Annotated in this window: 14 protein-coding genes and 1 tRNA gene; 8 read left to right on the top strand and 7 right to left on the bottom strand. The window is 37.9% G+C overall.

All coding sequences use genetic code 11. The features are described 5' to 3' along the window. Positions 1 to 52: 52 nt before the first annotated feature. The 4 genes from F6K15_RS02225 to F6K15_RS02210 form a co-directional block, all read right to left on the bottom strand. Positions 53 to 919: an OmpA family protein gene (locus F6K15_RS02225; protein WP_293056541.1), complete on the bottom strand. Its 867-nt coding sequence runs from the start codon at positions 917 to 919 to the stop codon at positions 53 to 55. Between the two features lie 366 nt (positions 920 to 1,285). Next, complete coding sequence (locus F6K15_RS02220; protein WP_293056539.1) at positions 1,286 to 1,489, bottom strand: hypothetical protein; 204 nt, start codon at positions 1,487 to 1,489, stop codon at positions 1,286 to 1,288. Continuing rightward, entirely contained in the window at positions 1,483 to 2,571 is a 1,089-nt protein-coding gene (locus F6K15_RS02215) for a DUF4335 domain-containing protein (protein ID WP_293056537.1), read from the bottom strand. The genes F6K15_RS02220 and F6K15_RS02215 overlap by 7 nt, the downstream gene beginning before the upstream one ends. 426 nt (positions 2,572 to 2,997) lie before the next feature. Beyond that, the gene (locus F6K15_RS02210) at positions 2,998 to 3,603 is read right to left on the bottom strand and encodes a DUF3038 domain-containing protein (protein WP_293057132.1); all 606 of its coding nucleotides are present in this window, start codon (positions 3,601 to 3,603) and stop codon (positions 2,998 to 3,000) included. A gap of 234 nt (positions 3,604 to 3,837) precedes the next feature. Here F6K15_RS02210 and F6K15_RS02205 point away from each other — a divergent pair, with 234 nt between their 5' ends. The 4 genes from F6K15_RS02205 (at position 3,838) to nrdJ (ending at position 12,769) form a co-directional block, all read left to right on the top strand. Further along, on the top strand, positions 3,838 to 4,350 hold the full coding sequence (locus tag F6K15_RS02205; RefSeq protein ID WP_293056535.1) for an adenine phosphoribosyltransferase: 513 nt from the start codon (positions 3,838 to 3,840) through the stop codon (positions 4,348 to 4,350). A gap of 601 nt (positions 4,351 to 4,951) precedes the next feature. After that, positions 4,952 to 5,983 carry an ABC transporter permease gene (locus F6K15_RS02200; protein ID WP_293056533.1) on the top strand — a complete coding sequence of 344 codons (1,032 nt, stop codon included), beginning with the start codon at positions 4,952 to 4,954 and terminating at the stop codon, positions 5,981 to 5,983. 520 nt (positions 5,984 to 6,503) lie between these two features. Further along, a complete protein-coding gene (locus tag F6K15_RS02195) occupies positions 6,504 to 6,812 on the top strand; it encodes a hypothetical protein (RefSeq protein ID WP_293056530.1) in 309 nt (102 codons plus the stop codon). Between the two features lie 218 nt (positions 6,813 to 7,030). Beyond that, on the top strand, positions 7,031 to 12,769 hold the full coding sequence (nrdJ, locus tag F6K15_RS02190; protein WP_293056528.1) for a ribonucleoside-triphosphate reductase, adenosylcobalamin-dependent: 5,739 nt from the start codon (positions 7,031 to 7,033) through the stop codon (positions 12,767 to 12,769). Between the two features lie 1,267 nt (positions 12,770 to 14,036). Here the strand turns inward: nrdJ and F6K15_RS02185 are convergent. Both F6K15_RS02185 and F6K15_RS02180 read right to left on the bottom strand, forming a co-directional pair. Beyond that, positions 14,037 to 14,243: a DUF2862 domain-containing protein gene (locus F6K15_RS02185; protein WP_293056526.1), complete on the bottom strand. Its 207-nt coding sequence runs from the start codon at positions 14,241 to 14,243 to the stop codon at positions 14,037 to 14,039. Between the two features lie 218 nt (positions 14,244 to 14,461). Next, positions 14,462 to 14,535, bottom strand: a tRNA-Arg gene (locus tag F6K15_RS02180). A gap of 1,229 nt (positions 14,536 to 15,764) precedes the next feature. Between F6K15_RS02180 and F6K15_RS02175 the strand changes: the two genes are divergently transcribed. Both F6K15_RS02175 and F6K15_RS02170 read left to right on the top strand, forming a co-directional pair. Beyond that, positions 15,765 to 16,436 (top strand): Npun_F0813 family protein, encoded by a 672-nt coding sequence (locus F6K15_RS02175; RefSeq protein ID WP_293056524.1) that lies wholly within the window; start codon positions 15,765 to 15,767, stop codon positions 16,434 to 16,436. A gap of 504 nt (positions 16,437 to 16,940) precedes the next feature. Next, entirely contained in the window at positions 16,941 to 17,897 is a 957-nt protein-coding gene (locus F6K15_RS02170; protein ID WP_293057130.1) for a hypothetical protein, read from the top strand. 1 nt (position 17,898) lies between these two features. Here F6K15_RS02170 and dapB read toward each other — a convergent pair whose 3' ends face one another. Further along, positions 17,899 to 18,726: a 4-hydroxy-tetrahydrodipicolinate reductase gene (dapB, locus tag F6K15_RS02165; protein WP_293056522.1), complete on the bottom strand. Its 828-nt coding sequence runs from the start codon at positions 18,724 to 18,726 to the stop codon at positions 17,899 to 17,901. A gap of 806 nt (positions 18,727 to 19,532) precedes the next feature. Here dapB and bchI point away from each other — a divergent pair. Then, complete coding sequence (bchI, locus tag F6K15_RS02160) at positions 19,533 to 20,639, top strand: magnesium chelatase ATPase subunit I (RefSeq protein WP_375341034.1); 1,107 nt, start codon at positions 19,533 to 19,535, stop codon at positions 20,637 to 20,639. Positions 20,640 to 21,772: 1,133 nt separating this feature from the next. After that, complete coding sequence (ruvC, locus tag F6K15_RS02155) at positions 21,773 to 22,270, top strand: crossover junction endodeoxyribonuclease RuvC (RefSeq protein WP_293056520.1); 498 nt, start codon at positions 21,773 to 21,775, stop codon at positions 22,268 to 22,270. The last annotated feature ends 368 nt before the right edge of the window (positions 22,271 to 22,638 follow it).

The following is a 22,638-nucleotide window of genomic DNA, read 5'->3' as shown; positions in this document are numbered from 1 at the left end:
ATCCTCCTCCCTCTGCCTTCTTCCTTCTACCTTCTTTCTTTTTCCTTATTCCTTATTTTTGATGAATCTTAACCTCAATTCGACGATTACGTTGCCGATTAGTTTTAGAATTATTTTCTACTATAGGACTAGATTCTCCATAACCAATAACCAAGAAACGGTAGCGATCGCCCATACTTTTTGAGAAATATTCTGCCACTCTTTCTGCCTGCAAAAATGATTTTTCCTGATTGACCTTCATTTTACCTAGATTATCAGTATAACCAGAAACACTAATTGTCATTTCTGGATAATTTTTCAATTCACCAATTAAATTATCTAAAATTGACCTTCCCTCAGAACGAATTGTATTACTACCAGACTTAAACAAAACATCACTAGGAAGAGTAACCATCATTGTATTTTCACTAAAAACTGGCTGAGAAGGCTTATTTATTACTTGTTTATTCTTACTAGCAGAGATAGGCAAAGCTAACTGTTGAGATATTAAGTCCAATCTTGCCTCTAAATTTCCATCCGATTTTCTCACACCCAGTTGATTTTCTAAATTCCTGGTACGACTAATTAAACTATTTAACTGTGTTTGTAACTTTTGAAGCTCTGTTTGTAATTCCTTTCTTTGTGCCTCAGTCAATTCAACTTGAGGCATAATAATATCTGGAGTAGAAGCGGGGGTAGACCTTGAGGAGTGAGGTAACTTTTTCTGAAGTACTATACTTCTAACACCACGGAGTAATTTTTCTGCTATGGGTATCTCTTGGGTAGTAGAAGGATATTGAAAAGCGATCGCCATTCCTAAAACCCAGGAAAAACCGCTAGTTACCACCAGCAGTAAAAATCGAAATATTAACGATAGTATTAATAAACCCATGCCCGGAGACCTAGTATTAGGAGTCCGGTCGGGAGAAGATTTACTCACGGTTTTCCCATTGGATGATTATTCTGATTTGATACTACCTCAAAAACTGAATTTGAGAAATAAGACAATATACCGGAGTATAACTTTATCTTTTCTTTTGCGGGTTGAATACCCCACTGTCATTTCAGTTATTAGTACCTCTGGCTAAAGTCCTATGCTTTATAAACATCTTTCTTAAGATTAAACTTGACAAAATAAACAAATTATGTGTTTGTGTTTGAGAGGCTTTTTCCTCAAAAATCATGTATTGAAAAGTAAATTTTTTTGAAAATTTAAGTAGTTTTACTTAGCTAAATTGGCTCTTTCTCTCTTCTCCCCTGCTCCCTACTCACCTGCTCCCCTACTCCCCTACTCCCCACAAAATTTTCAGAAGTTTCTGATCAAAATAATATGGGTCGCGCCACCCCGCCTTTTAAGGCGAAATATTTTTGGAGGGTTACTCAAACCCCCTACTTCCCCTCCCCTCCTGGGAGGGGTTAGGGGTGGGTTGGGAGGGGCTAGGGGTGGGTTAACTTCTGCCTTCTGCCTTCTGCCTTCTGCCTTCTTCCTTCTTCCTTCTTCAGTTACCAAGGCTCTACTTCCAATAAACCATTTTCTTGAAACAATACCTTAAACTCAACAATGGATTGATTATTCTCCTCACCTAATGCTTGCTTATTTAACAAATCTGGCAGAGGAATTTTATCTACCTCATCAGCAGCGGCCGGATTTATGGGTTTATAGCCAATTATAGAACCATCTGAAGCTACTGTGACACGATAAATCAAAGCTTCGTTGATTCCTATTGTCCAAGCGTTATTAATTTTTTCTAAGAGTAAATTCTCTAATCGTTGAATCTCTGCTTGGTCAGTAATTTTGGAACTGGTAGTCAAAGATGTCTCTGAATTTTCTTCAGTCACCGTCTCCTCAGAAGTATCTACCGCATCCATTTCATCTGATGAATTAATAGTGGCATCTGGTGATGAGTCCAAACCTTCAGGTGTGGGGGTAGGATTAAAACCAGGTTCTGAAGTACTGTTAGGAGATGCCTCTAAATTATCGATACTTTCATTTGACTGTGGTTGAGGATCTTTAGGACGTTGTACTTCTGGAATAGGGAGCAAGAATAAGGCCAAGCTAGCTAATGCCAAACCAGACATTCCCACAGCAGCAGGTATAACTTTCTGAGCTACAGGTTCTCCTAATTTTGCCTCCTTTCGAGAAATAGGTCTTACTGCTAGAGAGAAACCAGGTAAAGTCAAAGAATCAGCAAAAAACTGGTCCACCGCCTCAACCAAATCAAATAGTTGGACTGTGTTTAAATCAACAATTCTTCCAGGTTTTTGCTCTGGAACATTGCCGTCAAAAACTGTCAATCTGTGTAGATTAGTATCTATTTTCTGTAAATGCACCAACTCTTGACTTTCACTTTGGTGTCTAGGCAAAGATATTCCACTGAGAAATTCTTGAGCATAGCTACTCACCTGTCTTACCAAGCTTTCAAAAAAATCTCGTCCCCCAGTTAATGATGGTTCTTGACCTTGAATATGACATTCAGCATTAGTCAAAATAGATAATACCTGTCCTTGACTTAAATTAGGACTTCCAGTTTCACTCAAACCTTGTAAAACCAATTTACAGTTAGGCAAACTATACTGACGTTGAATCGTCATTGCACTTCTGCTCCATAAAAATCACCGATTGAATACTTATTATATAGTTGGGGGAGATGGGGAGATGGGGAGATGGGGAGATGGGGAGATGGGGAGATGGGGAGATGGGGAGATTGAAGTAATTATAGAATTATGAACATACACTGTATAATCGGATTCTATATAACTCATAAAAATTGACATTCTCAAATTAATTTAGGGATTAGACATCTCCACTAATAAAGAATACAGCGCTTCCAGTTTTTATGAGGTACACCCCGAAGATGGCTAGATTACCTCACTACAATATTTTCATCATTTACCCTGTACCTCATTTGCCCGAAATATGCTAATCAATTATCGCACTCTTATTCATCAATTCTTTCCCCCCTATTCCCTACTCCTTCTTTTGGAGGAGATGTCTATTAGATTTGAAGGCATTTTCAACTAACTCACTTCTCCATCAAACAGACTAATCCAAAACCTTTGCATACCTGTTGTACCAGTACAGAATAGTAATTTACCCAATAACTCTAATCCTAGTTGATTTAACTTTTCCTCTGAATTGTAAGCCATTACACCAGACCGCCTGGGGTTCATACGACTGCGAAAATGTGCTCTAAACTGTTCTAAATAAAAGGATAATTGTAAATGATTTTCTATAGGTAACTGTTTTTGATTTAACTGCTGGTAGTCAAACAATAGTTTCCGAATCGGAACAGTTAAACGTTTGGCCAAATGACCAGTAATAATCACTAAAGCTTTAGCCTCGTTCAATGTTAATGGACGACGTTGACTATTCAGGCGTAGAGGATTTGTACTACGCAGTCGCCACAAAAAAACCCGATTTGGAATAATCTCTTGTAGCTCTAGGTCTTTGACTACTTTTAACATAACTTCAGCTCCTCCAAGTTGCAAAGCTTCAACTGCCAAAAGAATTAAATCAATTTGGGTTTTAGTTCTACGGGGACACCCACTATCGGGAAGAAGTATATCTGGTAAATTATTCAATATTAATGGTGTGGACGGACTGGGGGCAGTTTTCAATTCCATTACTTTATTTATTGCCAATATTCAATACTTCGTTATACTATTTTGGTAAAAATGTCAATATAACTAAATAATATTAATTATTATCAAGAATAGCACCCAATTATAGATTTTGTAATCAGTCTAAACAGCATCGTTAATGTCAATAGAAACTCAGGTCTACATTTAAAGATATACTTTTCCCACAGAGGAATTTTTTTGAATTTATCTAAATCTTATAACTTTTGACTAAAATTTATGGACCTAAAAAATTTAATTCGCGAAATTCCCGATTTTCCCAAACCAGGAATTTTATTCCGAGATATTACTACCCTTCTGAGTTACCCAGAAGGTCTACGTTATACTATTGACATTTTGACAGAAAAATGCTCAGAATTTCAACCAAACTATATAGTGGGTATGGAATCCCGGGGCTTTATTTTTGGTGTCCCTTTGGCTTATCAGTTGAATGTAGGTTTTGTACCAGTCCGCAAACCGGGAAAATTACCAGCAGCAGTATATTCAGTTACTTACGATTTAGAGTATGGCCAAGACACGCTGGAAATGCACCAAGATGCCATGGCAGTAGGCAGTAGAGTTTTAGTAATTGATGATTTATTAGCTACAGGTGGTACGGCAGCAGCTACAGCTCAATTAATTGAAAAAGCTAACTGTGAATTAGTGGGTTTTGGCTTTGTTATTGAGTTAAAAGACTTGGGTGGGCGTCAGAAGTTGCCTGAAGTGCCAATTGTTAGTTTGATTGAATATTAATTGAAAATTAGAAGTCAGAAGCTAAGGTAATTTCCGTTAATTGACTATAAAATACGAGCAATATAGCAGTGGCAGTAGGGGCGAATGCCATTCGCCCCCTACAAGGTTTTGGTTATTTAGCAAAAGCGCTGTAAAACTTAGACAACGTTAGATTTTTCCTTTAACAGTAGGCATCTTGCCCACTTCAGGGTATACCTCACGCTTAGTGGAGTCTGCTTTCAACAATTAATAATTAGTAATTAATAATTAATAATTACCTCTCAAAAGAAAACGGATAGAATTGACTCAAAGGAAATTTTTTTCTTCTCTTGGTCGGGTGGGATGGCGAGGAAACCTCGCCATCCCACCCGACGGGAAGCTGCGCTTTTTCCTGACGGAATGCTCCGCAAACATGTCGCGTAGCGTTAACGGAGTTGTGCGCCAGCAAAACGACCGCTGTTTCTCCTTTAAAGGAGAGGATTTTTACCTTAATTATTTGGTAACTATTGTAAGGGCTAAAGCCCAACTACAAACAAAAACTTTATTATCAGTAATTATCCGAATATAAATGCCTTCTCCCCTAGATAACTAAAGCTTTCTTCCTTCTTCCTTCTGCAAGTTAATGAATAAAAAATTGAAGTATAACAAGCTAAAACAACTAATTGCCAGTGAAACTTTTGCTTATGTTTTAAAGAGATTATTACAAGCAATTTTGACTTTATTTCTGGCATCTGCTCTTTGTTTTGCCATAATTCAGTTAGCTCCAGGTAGTTATATAGATACTTTAAGTCAAAATCCTCAAATTTCTCAGGATACTATTAAACAACTTGAGCAACAGTTTGGTTTGGATAAGTCGCCTTTAGAACAATATTTACGTTGGTTAACACAAATTATTACCAGTGCCAATTTTGGTAGAAGTTTTGTCTTTCAACAACCAGTTGCCGATCTATTATGGGAGCGAATACCAGCTACTTTAGTTTTGTCAATTTCTTCCTTAATAATGACCTGGGCGATCGCTATTCCTCTTGGTATTATTGCTGGAGTTAATCAAAATCGTTTTTTAGACCGTTTTCTCCAATTAATTAGTTACACTGGTCAAGGTTTTCCTAGTTTTATTACTGCTCTATTATTATTATTTTTAGCTCAAAATCTTTCTCCTTTATTACCAGTGGGAGGAATGCAAAGTATTGATTATGATGAGCTATCTTTTGTAGGTAAAATTTTAGATATGGGTTGGCACATGATTTTACCAACTGTTGCTTTAAGCATTACCAGTTTTGCTGGTTTACAGAGATTAATGCGGGGGCAATTATTGGATGTTTTGCGACAAAATTATATTCAAACAGCGAGAGCTAAAGGTCTTCCAGAGAATCGAGTCATTTATGTTCATGCCTTGAGAAATGCCATTAACCCTTTAATCACATTATTGGGATTTGAATTTGCCAGTTTATTAGGTGGTTCGTTTATAGCCGAATATTTCTTTAATTGGCCTGGTTTAGGAACTTTAATTTTGGAGGCAGTAAGAAATCAGGATTTGTATTTAGTTATGGCAAGTTTAATGATGGGTGCTTTGATGTTAATTGTGGGTAATTTATTGGCAGATTTGTTGTTGAAAGCTGTAGATCCAAGGATTAAATTGGAAAATCTGAAGTGATTTAAGGAGTCAGGAGTCAGGAGTCAGGAGTCAGGAGGAAATATTGGAGGAAAAGAGGAAATATTGGAGGAATAGTAGGGAATGCCATCTTGGATGATAGTTAAGGGTTCACCTGTTTTCATTTGGGTAAACCACAGTAGGGGCGAATGGCCATTTGCTAACGCAAAGCTCCGAATGGCGCCCTTACAGGGTTTTGGTTGTGGCGATGTGGTTTATTAATCTGAAAAGCGCTGTAAGTTTTGGATGGGTTCGGGAAGTTCTGCAAGGGTTATTTGTTTCATTGTTAGTTCTGGAGTTAGGGGTGAAAAATTGTTTCAATCCCTATTTTAGGGACTTTAGGTTTAGGGTTTACGATTGCAATAATTTATGACCAATCCAGCACTTACAGTTTCAATCCCTAAGTAGGGATTAGGGTTTCCAAAGTTTGCATATTCAAATGTTGAAAAATCAAACAGCCCTGCCTTGAAAAACACCAGCATAAGTAGTAAAAAACTTTAGTATCTCAAATAACAATTTTCTCATGTTATCCCAAATCTATTACCTACTCCGTTCTAAAGTTGATGGTAGTTATATTAGTGCCAATCCAGACTCAGATTCGACTGTTAAATTTTTATTATTATTCCAAGAAGACTTTGACGCCCACAGCTACTTAAATACCCACGCTCCAGACTTGAGCGATCGCTTCGCCATTGAATCTATTCCAGCTACTCAGTTAAAAACAATACTCAAAAGGTGGAGCTTCCAAGGAGTAGGAGTAGTTCAAGACCCATTGTTGCCCAATATAGAATTTCTGATAGTAGGGACCGATTTAACCGAAAGCTTTGACTGAAGCGCGATGAGTTCCAAAAAGCACACCTCTCAAGGACTACAAGCAATGAGGGCCAAAGCCTAACTACAAACAATAACTCTTACATACTCTAATTTATCGGAATCTGAATCAACATATAGAGTTAAAGGTGAAGTTTGTCAATACTTTGACGCTATATATAAAAAATCGCGCTACACTCATAGTCTGTCACTTATTTCCAAAAAAATTCTATTTTATAAATGGTACGAGAACTAGAGAGAGTACATCAGGGTGAATTTCCCAAAACAGCACCTACAGCAAATCCAGTATTTTATCGAACTTATAGCCGTAAAACAGAAAATGGCCGTGAGACTTGGGTAGAAGTATGCGATCGCACAATTAATGGCCTGAGAAAATTAGGCCAACTTACCCCCGAAGAAACAGACTTGCTCTATCGGATGCAGAGTCAACTAAAAGCCATGTCTTCTGGCCGTTGGTTGTGGGTAGGGGGCACAGAATGGATTACACAACCACAGAATTTTTCAGGGGCCTACAATTGTTCGTCCACAAATATAATGGACTGGCGTGCCTTTGGTCTATTAATGGACTTAGCAATGATGGGTTGCGGTACCGGAGCAGTATTGGAAGGAGATTATATAAATCAACTGCCACCAATTAGAAATCACCTAAATATTATATTGCGGGGTGAAATTGGTTCTACTCCTGCTGAATTACGTCGGGAGTTCACAGAACTAAAATTCGATGGAGACGAGGCAGAAATTTATGTTGGAGACAGTCGTCAAGGTTGGGTAGGTTCATATCAAGCTTTGTTAGAATTGTCAACTAATGAACGATTTTCCGGTGAAGTCAAAGTCATTATTGACTTGAACGATGTCAGACCTGCGGGAGAAAAGTTAAAAGGATTTGGTGGTGTTGCGAATCCGGTAAAATTGCCAGAATTGTATCAACGTTGTGGGAATATTTTAAATCAAGCAATTGGGCGACAATTAAATTCTGTGGAGTGTTGTTTGCTAATTGACGAAGCAGCAGCCTGTGTGGTCGCCGGCAATATTCGTCGCTGTATTGCTTATGAAACAAAGGTTTCGGCGATTGATGGCATGAAAAATATTCAAGATATTCAAGTGGGAGACTTAGTTTTAACTTCCAGGGGTGAATATCGTCCGGTAGTCAATAAATTTATTCAAGGTAAACAGGGTATTGTGGAAATTCGTACTCACGTTACCTCGATTCGTTGTACTACTAACCACCGAGTTGCCGTCTACAATAGTTTAAAATCTTACACCTGGAAATATGCAAGCGAACTTCAACCAGGCGATCGCTTAATTTCAGTTCCTCATACTAAAGGAATGCCTTGTGCAACGACAGATCATGCTTGGTTAGTAGGCTTCTTTATTGGTGATGGTCATGCTGATATAGAGTCTACTAAGCGACGTAATGGTGGAGGTGGAATAGTTAGCTTTGCCCTTTCCACTGAACGCTTACAGGGAGATTTAGGACAAAAGGTTTTGAGAATCCTTAGTAGCATGGGTTATAATCCTGCTATCAAGATTCAAGGTAGTCATTGTAATATCAATGTTTATCGCAAAGAACTAGCCATAGAACTCGGACAATATAAACAACCTTGGGGATGCCCTGTAATTCCTGAGTTTGTTTGGAGAGGTAGTCGAGAAATTCGGGCTGCTTTCTTAGCAGGTTTAAGTGATGCTGATGGCACTCCCTCGCGAAATGTACTGGTAAACTCGAACAAGTTAGAATTTTTACGAGAAATTCAAAAAGTAGCTCTTTCTTTGGGAATTGCGACAAAGTTACACGAACGTCAACCAAGAACAATCAAAGGAAGAGATAAACTTTATGATGGATGCCACTATCTTCACATTCAGGGTTTGCAGTCTCAAGCAGTTACAGTTGGCTTGATTAATCAGTTTGCTGTTCGCGATAGCTTTTCTATCAGGTTAGCTAAAAAGAATGGTCTAACATTACCTTATCAATTTGTGAAAGAGCTAGCTGCTGCCGGATGGAAACCGAATACTGTGTCTTGTGCTAATGTAATTTGGGTCGATCCAAAACACAGACCAGGAAAGTTCCGGGATGCTAACTGGGATACTTTGATAGCAGAAGATTTAGTTAATCCTCACTGGTTGCCGATAGAAGTACAATTTGTTGCTGCTGCTGGTGAAGCTGAAACTTATGATATCGAAGTAGAGGGAGACCACGAATTTATTGCTGATGGTTTACTGGTGCATAACAGTGCCGGAATGCGCCAGGGCAATAGTAGCGATCGCCTCTTTGCTGTAGCGAAGGATAATCTCTGGCGACAAGATGAAAACGGTAACTGGGGTATTGATCCGGAAAGAGATGCTCTGCGAATGGCAAATCATACCCATGTTTTCCACCACAAACCAACATTAGAAGAATGTGTTGAGGCAGTGAGAAAACAGTTTTATTCTGGTGAAGGTGCTATTCAGTGGGCAGGTGAAGCAGTTGCTCGTGCTAATCGCGATCTACTTTCCACCCCAGAAATAAAGAGTGATTTTATTAAAGCTTATGGACAAGATAACGCCAAAAAATGGTTTCAAGAACATTATCCAAATATTAGTAATGATGAACTTGAACATCGGTTAGCAAGATTAGGGTTGAACCCTTGCCATTCAGGGGATACTTTAGTATCTACAGACCAAGGGTTAATTCCGATTCAGGATTTAGTAGGTAAACAATTCAAAGCATTGGTAGATTTGCGTTCCGTAGGTTTATCCGGTGTGAAGTTAACAGATGCGATCGCTTTTTCTACAGGAGTTAAAACCACCTACAAAATTCTTCTAACCAATGGAATGCAAATGCGATGTACTGCAAACCATCAACATTTTACCAGTCGAGGTTGGGTTAGCACTAAAGATTTAACTGATGACGACAATATTTATATTCAGAGAGGAGCAGGTAATTTTGGCAAAGGTACTATTTCTGTTGCTCAAGCTCAAATGCTTGGTTGGTGGTACGGAGATGGATTTAACGAAGTCAGAAGTCAACCCACCCCTAACCCCTCCCAGGAGGGGAAGTCAGAAGTCAGAAGTTGTTTTTGTGGGGATTTGAGCAACTCTCCAAAAACATTTCCCCTTCATAGGAAGCAAGACCACTTTGCTAAAGGGTTTGTTTTTAATCAAGATGAGTATGAAACTGCCTACAATATTATTGGAAAAGCAGTTATTACAGGAAAAGAATATGTAACTACACCGCATAAAGGAGTCTGTGAATCAGGACTTACGCCAATTCACCTTGAAAACGCCATATGTAGGGGCGAATGGCATTCGCCCTCAGTAAATTTAGTGTCCGTCCGTAAGTCCTATGAATTCCAGACTCAATCTCCTAAATTAGAAAAGTTTTTTACCGATCTAGGTATAGTTGGAAAAGAAGAACTTCCTAATAATTTTCTTAGTCAATCTCAGGAAGTTTTAATTGGTTTTTTACAAGGAATTTTTAGTGCTGATGGTTCAGTAGATAAAGATTCCAGAAGAATCAAACTAACTATGCGTTCGGAAAAGCTACTCCAACAAATTCAATTGATTCTATCTAATTTAGGCATTATTAGTACAGTTCGATTAATTAGGGAAAAAGGTTACAGAGGTGTGCCTTATACAACTGTTGATGGAACTGAGAAAATCAGCTTATACCGAGGCAGTTATGGACTATTTCTCTCTACTTTTAACTTTAATTTATTTCAACAATTAATTGGCTTTCCACTATCGCCAAGTAAGAATATTAAAGCTGAAAAATGGCTGCTAAAACCATTACCTAATTATTTTGAGTCAACCATTAATTCTAAGTTTACCTCAAAGGTGAAAAAAGTTGAAGAATTTGGAGAAGAAGTTGTTTATGATTTGCACGTTCCTTTAACTAATTCTTTCATTGCTAATGGTTGTTTAACTCACAATTGCGGCGAAATTATTGGTTCAAATTTTCACTGTGTCAGCGGAGATACTCTATTAATTACTCGCGACAGTATTCACAAAATCAAAGATGTTGTTGGTCAAAAAGTTGAAATTTGGAACGGCAAAAATTGGAGTCAAATAATTCCTTTTAAAACAGGAAAAGACAGAAAATTATACCGGGTTAAATTTGGGGATGGTTCCTATCTAGATGTGACAGAATATCACCGATTTTTTGTTAAAGATAGGTTTGGTAAAAACTATCAAGAAGTACAAACAAAAGATTTGCTAACTCATAGCAAATATGTTTTACATACCGAACCTTTTGTCATAGATTATCAGGATGGAAATTCTATCAATTTATCTTACGCCTATACACTAGGCGTGGCAGTAGGTGATGGAACATTAGACAAAAATGGTAATGCTAAAATTCGGCTTGATTCTCACAAAGCTGAATTAATTGTTGCTGGTAATAAGTCAGTAGAACGAAACTATAATTATCTACCTGCTTTTGTTGATGTCACAGATTTAGGATTCTCTGAAGAATTACTGCGTCGTCTACAAACTGAACCTGATGCTTTAAATACCATTGCTAATTGGAATAAACCAGCTATTCTAGCTTTTATCGCCGGATTAGCAGATGCAGACGGTTCTAATACTAAAGGTCATGGAATTATAATTTATTTGTCTGATTATGAGCAGGCAAAAAGACTACAATTACTGTTGACAAAATGTGGTATTCGTGCATCAGTAAATTCAATGACAAGTCGCGGTTCTACTACAAATTTAAGAGAAAGAAATAAAGACCTTTACTACTTACAAATAACTGATTGTAGTGAAATTCCTTGTAAATTGATGACCGGGCAAGATGCCCAGTCTACAGAGTTAAAACAGAACAATCAAACAATTGAAAGTGTTGAAGAATTACCAGGAATACATGACACTTATTGTTTTGAAGAACCAGAATTTCATAAAGGTGTTTTTGGCAATACCTTGACAGGAAATTGTAATTTGTCAGAAATTCATCTCAATCAAATTGACCCAAATAACCACAAAGAACAAGAAGAAGCTTTTACCGCAGGCGCCCTTTCTGTGGCAACCTTACTTAACCATAAATTCGTCGAACCTCGCTATCGTTATAGTCGAGAATTAGACCCAATTGTGGGAGTATCTTTCACAGGTTTATTTGACTTTTTTGTAAAAGCTTTTGGCATTGAATGGTTGCGTTGGTGGCAAGCAGGTCGTCCAGCAACTATTCAAGGTCTAGAATTTAAACAACAGGAAGCAGAATATTTGACCCGTTGGCGCGAAATAGTACATCGGGGAGTATGGGATTATTGCGATCGCCACAACCTCAAACGTCCAAACCGTTGTACAACAGTTCAACCCAGTGGCACCAAATCTCTGCTAACAAATGCAGCTCCCGGTTGGCATCCTCCTTTTGGGTTGTGGTGGGTACGACGGATTACTTTTGCCAAAAATGACCCCGTAGCATTAGCTTGTCTTGACTACGGTTATTCCGTGATTCCTGGGCAGTCAAGCAAAGATGAAAATGGAAATTTACTGAACGATCCTTTTGACGATCGCGCTAAAGAATGGTTAGTAGAAATTCCAGTACAGGTATCTTGGATAGATTTACCTGGAGTTGAAGAGATTGCCATTGAGAAGTTCAGCGCTACTGCTATGTTTGATTTTTACATGGGAGTACAACAACATTGGACGACTCACAACAGCAGTAGTACCATTTTATTAACGGAAGCAGAAATTGAACCTTTGGGCAAACGCATTTATGAAGCAATTCGCGATGACGAGGGTTATATTTCCTCAGCGTTGTTAGCGCGGTTTGATGCACCGTTTCCCCGGTTGCCATTTGAACACATATCTCAGGAGGAATATGAAAAAATGCAAGAAGATGTATTGCGTCGTCGCAAGTCCGATAATTTTTCCGAGTTGATGAATGCTTATGTGTTAGCGAGTGAATTACCAGAGATGGGACCCCAAGACCCCGCTTGTTCTGGAATGGTTTGTGAGTTAAAAGCTTCTAGTGATACATTGTAATGGTATAATCAGTCGGAGTATCTTGCTCCCGTTCTGATAATTTTGCTCACGGTATAGTCAGTGGGAGCATCTTGCTCCCGCTCTAATATCAAATGCAGTTGAACACTTAATTATATAGTTGGGGGAGTAGGGGAGTAGGGGAGTAAGGGAGTAGGGGAGTAAGGGAGTAGGGGAGTAGAGGAGATGGAAGGCTTGAAGTATGGTTATAAACATATAGTATATAACCGGATTCTATATAATAGGGATCAGTAATTTATGATATAAATTGATACTAAAAGCAATACTTTTTTTCTATATTACCGAATAATTAATAATTAATAATTAAATAATTCGCGCCTTGAAGCCTCCCCTTTTAAGGGGAAAAAGCGGTCGTTTTGCTGGCGCACAACTCCGTTAACGCTACGCGACATGTTTGCGGAGCATTCCGTCAGGAAAAAGCGTAGCTTCCCGCAGGGTGGGATGGCGAGGAGACCTCGCCATATCCATGAGACCAAGAGAAGAAATAATATTTCCTGATATTCAATTCCGTAACGGTTTTAACCAGAGGTAATTATTATCCATTATTCATTATCCATTATCCATTAATGAACTCCTCCAAAGTGTAACTATTCAACCGGACATGATATGACTCAGTCCTCCTGATTGTATACTACATTTTGTAGTGCAAAATGTGGGTTCTATCTGAGTGTGATGTTAAGTTAAACTCTTGCTAGTCTTGGTCAGTATCTGTTTTTATTTTCGTCGCGATTCATCTCCCGGTAAATCGGAGATTATACCGGGAGTCCTCAAAGCTCCATTTTAGATAGCAGTCGAAGGAAAGAAGAGGACATATCAAAAGCGGAAAACTCAGACAACATCAGATTTTTCCTTCTGCCTTCTTCCTTCTTCCTTCTGCTACAGCATCTGTTAAGTTTTAGACAGCATTTTCCTGGACATTTATAGACAATTGTGGACAATAATGTATAGGTATAACCATCTTTATTTATGCACAACTTTTAATTAGACATTGTGGTGTCTATTCCTTTTCAGTAAAGTGTTCCTCGATCGTGTTGGCCAGGCTTGTTCATGCTCTAAACACGCTTCGGTGTCAAACCCACTTCCAATTGGCGCTATTAAACGCTGTCCTTAATTTAGAGCGACCAGCTTATGTGCTGGAGTTCACTTATGGTGGTCGTGACCTGCCAACGTAGTCACTTCAGACTCGATCTGCAACCCTTGAGAGACAACCTTAGAAATGTCCTTTCTTTGGCTAGGTTTTTCAAAGCTGTTAAGAGATAGGCGTTAATTCCTCTTCAAAAAACCAAGTACCTATGTTTTCTTCAAATTCGACCCAAAAGCCGATTCCACTACCGTCTACCATTCTGAATTCCTTTATTGTACCAATTGGACTTTTCTTCAGTTGGTCAATGATAGTTGCAGGTGGTATAGGCTTTTGTTTGATACCTTTTACTTTTACTTTCTGACCTATTTCCATTTTTGTTTACAATGTTCTCCTAGTGGTATGAATCAATCCACAGTTTATATGAAATTAGTGCTAGATCGCAGTTATATCATAAAAGCCAAAAGTCTAAAATGAAAGGTCAAAAGCTAAATTATTGCTGTGACTGAGATTTAAACTCAATAGTCAAGGAGGTAACTAGAGAAAACCTAAAATATTTGCTGTATCTAGGAAACTTTTAAATTCAGCATCTACGGGTGCGGCAGGATTCGAACCTGCGACTCGCGACTTAGAAGGTCGCTACTCTATCCAACTGAGTTACGCACCCAATTTTCAACCATCAGATTGAAATTACTCTTTATTATTCTAAATGACATTATCCCTCGTTATAGCGCTAGCTTAACGAGAGCTTCCCTCCCTCACGGAAAAGGGCTTCCTGCTTCTGCTGGTTGAGCATCCTCGCGAGCGTCCACAGGCAGCAACGATGAGACCAACTGCCATTTTGTACTGTCCAGTTCTGCACTCACCTAGCTACCTTCAAGATTTTACCGACAAATCGGAAATTGCTAGGACTTCACCAGTTGAACCCCAGAGCTTGAGTTGCCTCGGTTCTGCAATCAGGTGCCTATTATTGCTAATCCTGATGAGATTAATTATAGCATAATTCTTTTTACTTTACTGTAGAGATGAGTTTTTTTGCAGGTGACGATTCCTCTGCCGTTAAATCGGAGATGATAATGGGAGGCCAAGAGCGACATTTAGTTGGCAAATCTCCAAATACGCAAGTCGATCATCGATCTTGAGATTAATTTAAGTACAAGTATCTTAAGAATTGAGAATAATATTATCCTTAAGGATAATTATTATGTCAAATGACCCCCCAAAAAATTAAAAATCTCTAAAATTCTATTTTTGTGATAGTTATTTGATACTCCACGCCCCAAGAGTTTAATTGCCCTAACCTCCGACACAATAGTATTATAAAGTATGGTAAATCTTTCATAATATCTATAACATTAACAATATCCAATACAATTTTAGCTTTTGTTTGAGGGAGTTATATTATTTATAGGGTAGTCCTAAATATGTAAAGATATTTATGAGTACATCCTTATTTATGCTTAGGAGGCAAGTTGTAAAAATTACTACTTGTTTACTAATACCACATATAGATTGAAAAATCGCAAGTTGTATATCAGCAAAGCATAGCTTAAAACTTTGCTTGCCAAAATACCTATTACTTTTATAGAAAAATATACATAAAATTAAATCTATGCGAGAGGATTCATTAATTATTGGTAAGGATATGCTAAATGCTTTGAAAGCTGATCAAACCATTCTAACTAGGGAGCTAACTAGGGAAGAAAATAGAAATTTTTTTCAGATCGTGTTTTTAATTGGTGGTCAGGTGTGACAGTCAAACCCTGTGGACTAGGTGGTGCCGACACTTCTAGCTAGAAACAGGAAGTATTTGTAAACAAATGTTAACAAATCTCAAACAGATTACAATTACCCAATAGTACCCCAGGTAATTATGGGAGTCAAATGTAAAGTGTCATGTTTATTCTGAAAAGGCAAGATGTTGAAATTACAAGTATTCAACACCCAAAAAAGGATCAACAGATCCCTATTCTTAGTTATCAAGGGCAAACTTTTCGCTTAATCAGTCTTTTTAAGGCCGAGCAAGCTGAAGAAGCTAGATCCTTCTGGCGGGATTTAACAGATAATCGTGGTAAAGCTTGTGTTTTACTAGAGGAACCTGATCGATATAGTGTTTGGGGAAAAGTCCGCTTAGAGCAACTTAGTAATGAAGACTCAAAAGATGAGGATGCCATTACTCCTTCCTTTATTCAAGGTTGTTTGTTGCTAGTACAAGCTCTTTACTTTGATGTAGAAGATTTATTAGGTAATCGACAGGCCAAGTCCTTTCATAAGGATTTTACCAAGCTTCTTCAAAACAGAAACTTTCCTAACACTGATTCTCCTGATGCAACTAAAGCTTTATTAACTGTCGATCCTGTGAAAAAATTACCACTACCTTCTTGGCGGGAAGTTCATCTATACACTTTACTGCAAGAAGTCCATCATTTAGGTGAACAATATTTTGGTAATTCCAATTTTGCTGAAGGTATTGATGAAATCTTAGAATCTATGCCTAATTCTGAGAAAACTCAGTTCATGGCTTGGCTAAATCAATTTCCTGAAGGTAAACAATGGGCAGTAAAGTAATTTAAAAAGTTTGCCAGTATCACTTCTGGAGTTAGGTCATTTCAGTTATCAGTTATCAGTACCTCTATCTGTTTGCGCAGCATGACCTAGGAAAGCCTTGGGATTGAAATCTGAAATATTCTCTTTTTTTATCCCCTTAAAAGGGGAGGCGCATACCCACAATTTTTCGGTAAAAAATTGATATTGGTCGGTCTAAATAAAATAAAATGTTGCTACATAATAAGTTTGGCATCAGATCGTATTTATCTGTTTAAACAGCATTTAAAATCAAAGAGTCTATCAAGATCTTCTTTTGTCCAATCTTAATTAATACTAGGTTAAATTCATTAATTTAAATTTGATTGATGAAAAAAGTCTATTTCTTTAATATTGATCGGTCAAAAAAACAAAGTAAGTCTATTTTTATCTCCTTAATACCTTTGATAAATCTCAAAAAAAGACTAAAAATGGTGAAAAATGGAGAAAAAATATGTGTCCAAAGTTAAGCTTGATGAGAATATTCCTATGAGCAGCACTTCAGAAAAATCATCTACATCCCTTACTAAGTCCTTATTCTCAGCCCAGACTATTGTAATTACTGGTCTTATTTGGGGTGTACTTGCCCTATTATTTTTTCTTCTGTTTAGTGTGCCTTTACCAGGCGAAGAATTACCTTTTTGGTACTCTGTTGGTACTTACATATTTGAACTGGGAGCTTACTTATTAGCCTCTATAGTTTGCTTGAGAAATTGGCAAAGTCCTCAAATGGTTAGTGGGCGCAATGTATGGATGGGCATTGGTCTAGGATTATTATTCTACTTTATTGCTGGTGTAGTTTTTGGTTGTTGGGAACTACTTTGGGAACTAGACCCCGATGTTTCACTAGCAGATATTTTCTACATTTTTTCTTACCTGTTCATTGGTTGGGGTATGACTTTGGCTGTCACTTCCAAACGACTAAATCTAGAATTTTGGCAGTGGGGAGTTTTGGCAGGAGTAGCAGTTGCAGGAATTGCTTTGGCTATTTGGGTCGCCGATCCTTCATTATTTGGCCTATTATCTATTCCAGATACTTCAGTTTTAGAAGAGGTAGATATAGAAGAAGTATCGGCCAATTTGGCTCCGTCTTGGGTACTAAGTATAGATAGACAGTTAGAACCATTTGCTTATAGCATAAACTTGTTCTATATCATTGCTGATGTATTTTTACTAATTATTGCTACTGCTTTACTTCTAGCTTTTTGGGGTGGACGTTTTTCTCAGTCTTGGCGGATGATTGCTGCTGCTACATTTTCACTTTACATTGCTGATATGTATTTTAAGTGGTCAGATTCCCGCATTGAAGGAGATTATGAAAGTGGGGGTTTATTAGAGGTATTCTTTGTATTTACTGCGATTTTGTTTGGCATAGGTGCAGTTTTAGAATACGATATCTCCACTCGTTCTCGCCAAAGTAGACGTAGTAGGCGCAGTAGTTCTTAGTCTAAAGTACCTTTTCTAAACCATAGATTAGTTTGGTTAAAGATTGGATTTTACGAATGGCTAACAAAACTCCAGGCATATAGCAAGACCTATCTGATGTATCGTGTCGTAAGGTATAAATTTGACCAGGCCCACCGAATATTACTTCTTGATGAGCAATTAAACCAGGTAAGCGTACACTATGAATCCTAATTCCTTCGTCTGCTAAACAACCTCTGGCCCCTTCTATTTTTTCTGTTTCTTCAACATTAGGTACATTGTAAGTTTTTCCTAGTTCTGATAGCATTTGTGCAGTTTTAATTGCAGTACCACTAGGAGCATCAGCTTTTTGATTGTGGTGTAACTCAATAATTTCTACATGATCGAAATGCTGGGAAGCGGCGATCGCTGCTTGTTGGAGCAAAACCATACCAATAGAGAAGTTAGGAATTATTAGTGTACCAATACTGGCTTTTTCTGCAAATTCTGCTAAGTCCTGAATTTGTTCTGGACTAAGACCTGTAGTTCCTACCACTGGTCTGACACCATAAGCAATAGCAGAACGAACATTTTCATAAACACTATCTGGGTGAGTAAAATCAACCATTACTGCTGGTTGTTTTTCCTGGGCGGCCATGACTAACATCCCCTGTAAATCATCCATCACTGGCACTTCTAGTTCTCCACAACCACACAATTCGCCAGCATCTTTACCAAGATACTCAGGTTGGCGGTCTATGGCACCAAAAAGAGTCATGTCACTAGCATTTGCTACAGCTTTTATTACTTCACGGCCCATCTTGCCCGCAGCACCATTAACAATTACTGGAGTCGAACTTTGGCTTGTCATAATTTCTATCAATAATACTAGGAGTAAACATAGGCATTTTAGAGCATTTTATCTATAGCGCTACGCAAATATTGCACAGACATTTGTCTTCTCCGTTCCCTATTCCCTATTCCCTATTCCCTCTTCCCTTTCATCGTAAAATTTCGGTAAGTGGGAAACCACCCTCTTTTAAGCGGTGGATGGAAACGACGGGCGCGGATTTTAATCCGTAGTCAAAAAATGTGTTATAATTAACTTGAAAACTTAAAAAGTAGCCTCAATGGTCTTTTGGCCGGAGAGAGTAGTGGCAATTGGCACCGTAAGCGTGGACTGCTGCTGTATACGTACTACGGTACGGTACTGGCAATGTGGTTGTTACGAGCAATGTGAAAATCGTGGTTTTAACCCGATTTACAACTCCTAGTAACGAATCCACGCGGATTTATCCCGTGGAGTGTCAAATACATGGCTTGCTGATTAAATCTAAAAGCATTGACATATCAAAGACAAGTGCCTTTCTTGGGCCTTTAAAAAGTTCCTGGTTTTCAGCTCTTCATGCTCATGCATGGAGCGTATTTTAGGCGCATAGTTGGGCAGAAAAATCACTCTGACAATTCTTGCTCCTACCTCCTCCCTCCCAAGCCATTTCTCCCCTCCTGGGAGGGGCGAGGGGTGGGTTGTCTCCTGTATCCTGTATCCTGTCTCCTACCCCTACTAAAAGACTAGTGAAGCGCAAACCCTACATATAGATAAAAGTACAGTAATAAACTCTAATTGTCCGTCAATGTGCAAAAATAAAAATTAGTAATCAGAATTTAGAGTCTACTGTGAGTCCAACCGCTCAAGCCAATAATAAGGTAAATACATCTGTTAAACCAGCCGTCCCCAGAATTCGGGCTGTTTTTCCCTTCACTGCAATTGTCGGCCAGGAAGAAATGAAACTGGCCTTGTTATTAAATGTAATTGACCCCAAAATAGGGGGTGTGATGATTATGGGCGATCGTGGCACTGGTAAATCTACTACTATCCGTGCTTTAGCCGATCTGCTCCCAGAAATTGACATTGTTCTAGACGATCCTTTCAACAGCGACCCTCAAGACCCCGATCTAATGAGTGATGCTGTCCAAGATAGATTGGCACAACAGCAAGAAATTGCCATAGTTAAAAGAAAAGTCCAAATGGTGGACTTACCATTAGGGGCTACTGAGGACCGGGTATGTGGTACTATTGATATTGAAAAGGCTTTATCAGAAGGGGTCAAAGCTTTTGAACCTGGATTATTAGCTAAGGCAAATCGTGGCATTTTATATGTTGATGAGGTTAATCTTTTGGATGACCACTTAGTTGATGTTTTGCTTGACTCAGCAGCCAGTGGGTGGAATACTGTAGAAAGGGAGGGTATTTCTATTCGTCATCCTGCTCGTTTTGTGCTTGTGGGTTCGGGAAATCCAGAAGAAGGGGAATTACGGCCTCAATTACTGGACAGATTTGGAATGCACGCCGAAATTAGGACTGTTAAAGACCCTTCATTACGAGTTCAAATTGTTGAGCAACGTTCAGCTTTTGACCAAAATTCTCAAGAATTTTTATTAAATTACCAAATACAACAGGAAGAATTACAAGATAAGCTTGTAGGTGCTCAACAAAAGCTGAAGTCAGTGGAAGTTGATTATGATTTACGAGTGAAAATTTCTCAAGTTTGTTCTGAGTTAGATGTGGATGGTTTACGGGGAGATATTGTTACTAACCGTGCGGCAAAAGCTCTAGCTGCTTTTGAGGGTAAGACAGAAGTGACGGTGGAAGATATTGGTCGTGTTATTACAATGTGTTTAAGGCATCGACTACGAAAAGATCCATTGGAAAGTATTGATTCTGGTGATAAGGTAAAGAAAGTTTTTAATCGAGTTTTTGGATTGGCAGATGTAGAAGGATAATTTAATAATTAATCTTCGTTAATTGTAGTTGAATTTTTTAGGGAGAAGCAGATTGATAAAAGCGATTTTTTGAGGTGAAAAATTAGCTATTTAACAATTATGAAAAACTCTTATCAGTGCTTCTCCTATTTTGATTAAATTATGGCTGGTTTTTCAGAGAATTAAAAATATTAAATCTTTTAATATAGCAATTAGCAGTTATATAGAATATGGGTAATTAGTCACTGTATTCGTCATTGCGACTGGAACGGAGTGGAAGGAAGCAATCTCATGTGGCGCAAGAAGGATAGTCGCACAGCTTTTATAACTATAGGTTTTGGAGAAGTTTGCGAAAGGACAACTTTTGAACAAAAAATAGCACTTTTATTAGTGACAGTATTAGTCACAATTAGTCCTATTGTATTCTCAAGATTGAGAGATTAAAAATTATTGATACCAAATTAAAAAAAATAGTTATAGTCAAAACACCTACAAAGCGACTAATACTAATTTATAAAAACAGGTTTTATCTAAGGCTGAAACTGGGTGCATCTCATATTTGCAACAATACTTTTTTCCTATATATTTCCTGTTGCCTGTTGCCAGATGAGCTGTTGCCTATTGCCTAAAAGCGATAATTTTTTGGCTTTATTCAAAATTGAGATGCACCCCTGAAACTTTTATTATCTGCTTACCTGAGTCCTCAACTTACAAATATTGAGATGCACCACTTTATGATTTTTTTCACTTAAGTTAAGTTATGAATTTAACAATGATGAACAACTGGCAACCAGGTACTTTATTAAATAATGGCAGATACACCATAGAAAAATTAGAGCTACTACTCATGTTCGGAATTTAGGCATTCCTTATACTAATTCCCAAAAATAATGCTATACTTCCGATGAACTTCAGTTATTAAGTAATAATAATGTTTCAGCAGTGTTTGTAACGATTATCGTCATTACACCAACATATCTTATGTCTTTTAACCCTACTCCCTACTCCCTACTCTCAAGGAGATGTAGCAAGACTTTTGAGATTTGGTATTATATAGCGGAAAAACTGACAAAATGTAATATTGGATAAGAGCTGATAATTTTATCCGATTCCCTACAACCAACAAATTTACTATAAGAATCAAAAGTCTAAAATTGGAAAAGTTAATTATTGGATTAGATCCAGGTCTTGCAATATTAGGATTTGGAGTAATTAAATGTGTTTATAATTCAAAAACAGACAAGATAGACTCTACTTCTCTAGTTGATTTTGGAGTGATTAAAACCACAAAAAAACAAGAAATGGGCGAGCGTTTAATCACAATTTATGAAGATTTACATACGATATTTAATACCTTTAAACCAGACTTAGCAGCTACAGAGAAACTATTTTTTTATCGTATGGGCAATACAATTTTAGTTGCCCAAGCTAGAGGAATTTTAATGTTAGTATTAGCCCAACATGGAATTCCATTAATAGAGTTTACACCTGCACAAATTAAAAAAGCACTAACAAGTTATGGCAATGCAAATAAATCTGATGTTCAACAAGCAGTAGCAAGAGAATTAGATTTAGATGAGATTCCTAAACCAGATGATGCTGCTGATGCTTTAGCAATTGCTTTGGCCGCAAGTTGGTTGAGTGAAATCTAGAGTTCTGCTACTTAGGGTTTGCTGAATAAATCTTTTAGTAGGGGTAGGAGGTAGGAGGTAGGAGACAGGAGATAGGAGACAACCCACCCCTAACCCCTCCGAGGAGGGGAAGACAGGAGAAATGGGAATTATAGAGGAGGTAGTCGGAAAAATTGTCCCAAGATTGTTCTGCCATAATCATCCCAAAATACTAGCTTTATGCAGCTCTTTGAGCTGAAAAGCTGAAATTTTTTTTAACCAAAAAATGCTAAAACCAATATCAGTCAATGCTTTGATATTTAATCAGCAAGCCCTACTTAACTCTAATATTAAGTAGGTGAGCTTAACGAAGTCAGAAGTTCCCAAGTCAGAAGTCCCCAAGTCAGAAG

The sequence above is a fragment of the Okeania sp. SIO2B3 genome, assembly GCF_010672525.1.
Classification (GTDB): domain Bacteria; phylum Cyanobacteriota; class Cyanobacteriia; order Cyanobacteriales; family Microcoleaceae; genus Okeania.
This window is presented reverse-complemented; position numbering and strand designations above follow the sequence as displayed.

What these genes read in the sequence shown, in the direction of transcription:
- F6K15_RS02215 (WP_293056537.1), bottom strand. Translation starts at nt 2,571, where the DNA reads ATGACGATTCAACGTCAGTATAGTTTGCCTAACTGTAAATTGGTTTTA.
- F6K15_RS02210 (WP_293057132.1), bottom strand. Translation starts at nt 3,603, where the DNA reads ATGGAATTGAAAACTGCCCCCAGTCCGTCCACACCATTAATATTGAAT.
- F6K15_RS02205 (WP_293056535.1), top strand. Translation starts at nt 3,838, where the DNA reads ATGGACCTAAAAAATTTAATTCGCGAAATTCCCGATTTTCCCAAACCA.
- F6K15_RS02200 (WP_293056533.1), top strand. Translation starts at nt 4,952, where the DNA reads ATGAATAAAAAATTGAAGTATAACAAGCTAAAACAACTAATTGCCAGT.
- F6K15_RS02195 (WP_293056530.1), top strand. Translation starts at nt 6,504, where the DNA reads ATGTTATCCCAAATCTATTACCTACTCCGTTCTAAAGTTGATGGTAGT.
- nrdJ (WP_293056528.1), top strand. Translation starts at nt 7,031, where the DNA reads ATGGTACGAGAACTAGAGAGAGTACATCAGGGTGAATTTCCCAAAACA.
- F6K15_RS02185 (WP_293056526.1), bottom strand. Translation starts at nt 14,243, where the DNA reads ATGGAAATAGGTCAGAAAGTAAAAGTAAAAGGTATCAAACAAAAGCCT.
- F6K15_RS02175 (WP_293056524.1), top strand. Translation starts at nt 15,765, where the DNA reads ATGTTTATTCTGAAAAGGCAAGATGTTGAAATTACAAGTATTCAACAC.
- F6K15_RS02170 (WP_293057130.1), top strand. Translation starts at nt 16,941, where the DNA reads ATGAGCAGCACTTCAGAAAAATCATCTACATCCCTTACTAAGTCCTTA.
- dapB (WP_293056522.1), bottom strand. Translation starts at nt 18,726, where the DNA reads ATGACAAGCCAAAGTTCGACTCCAGTAATTGTTAATGGTGCTGCGGGC.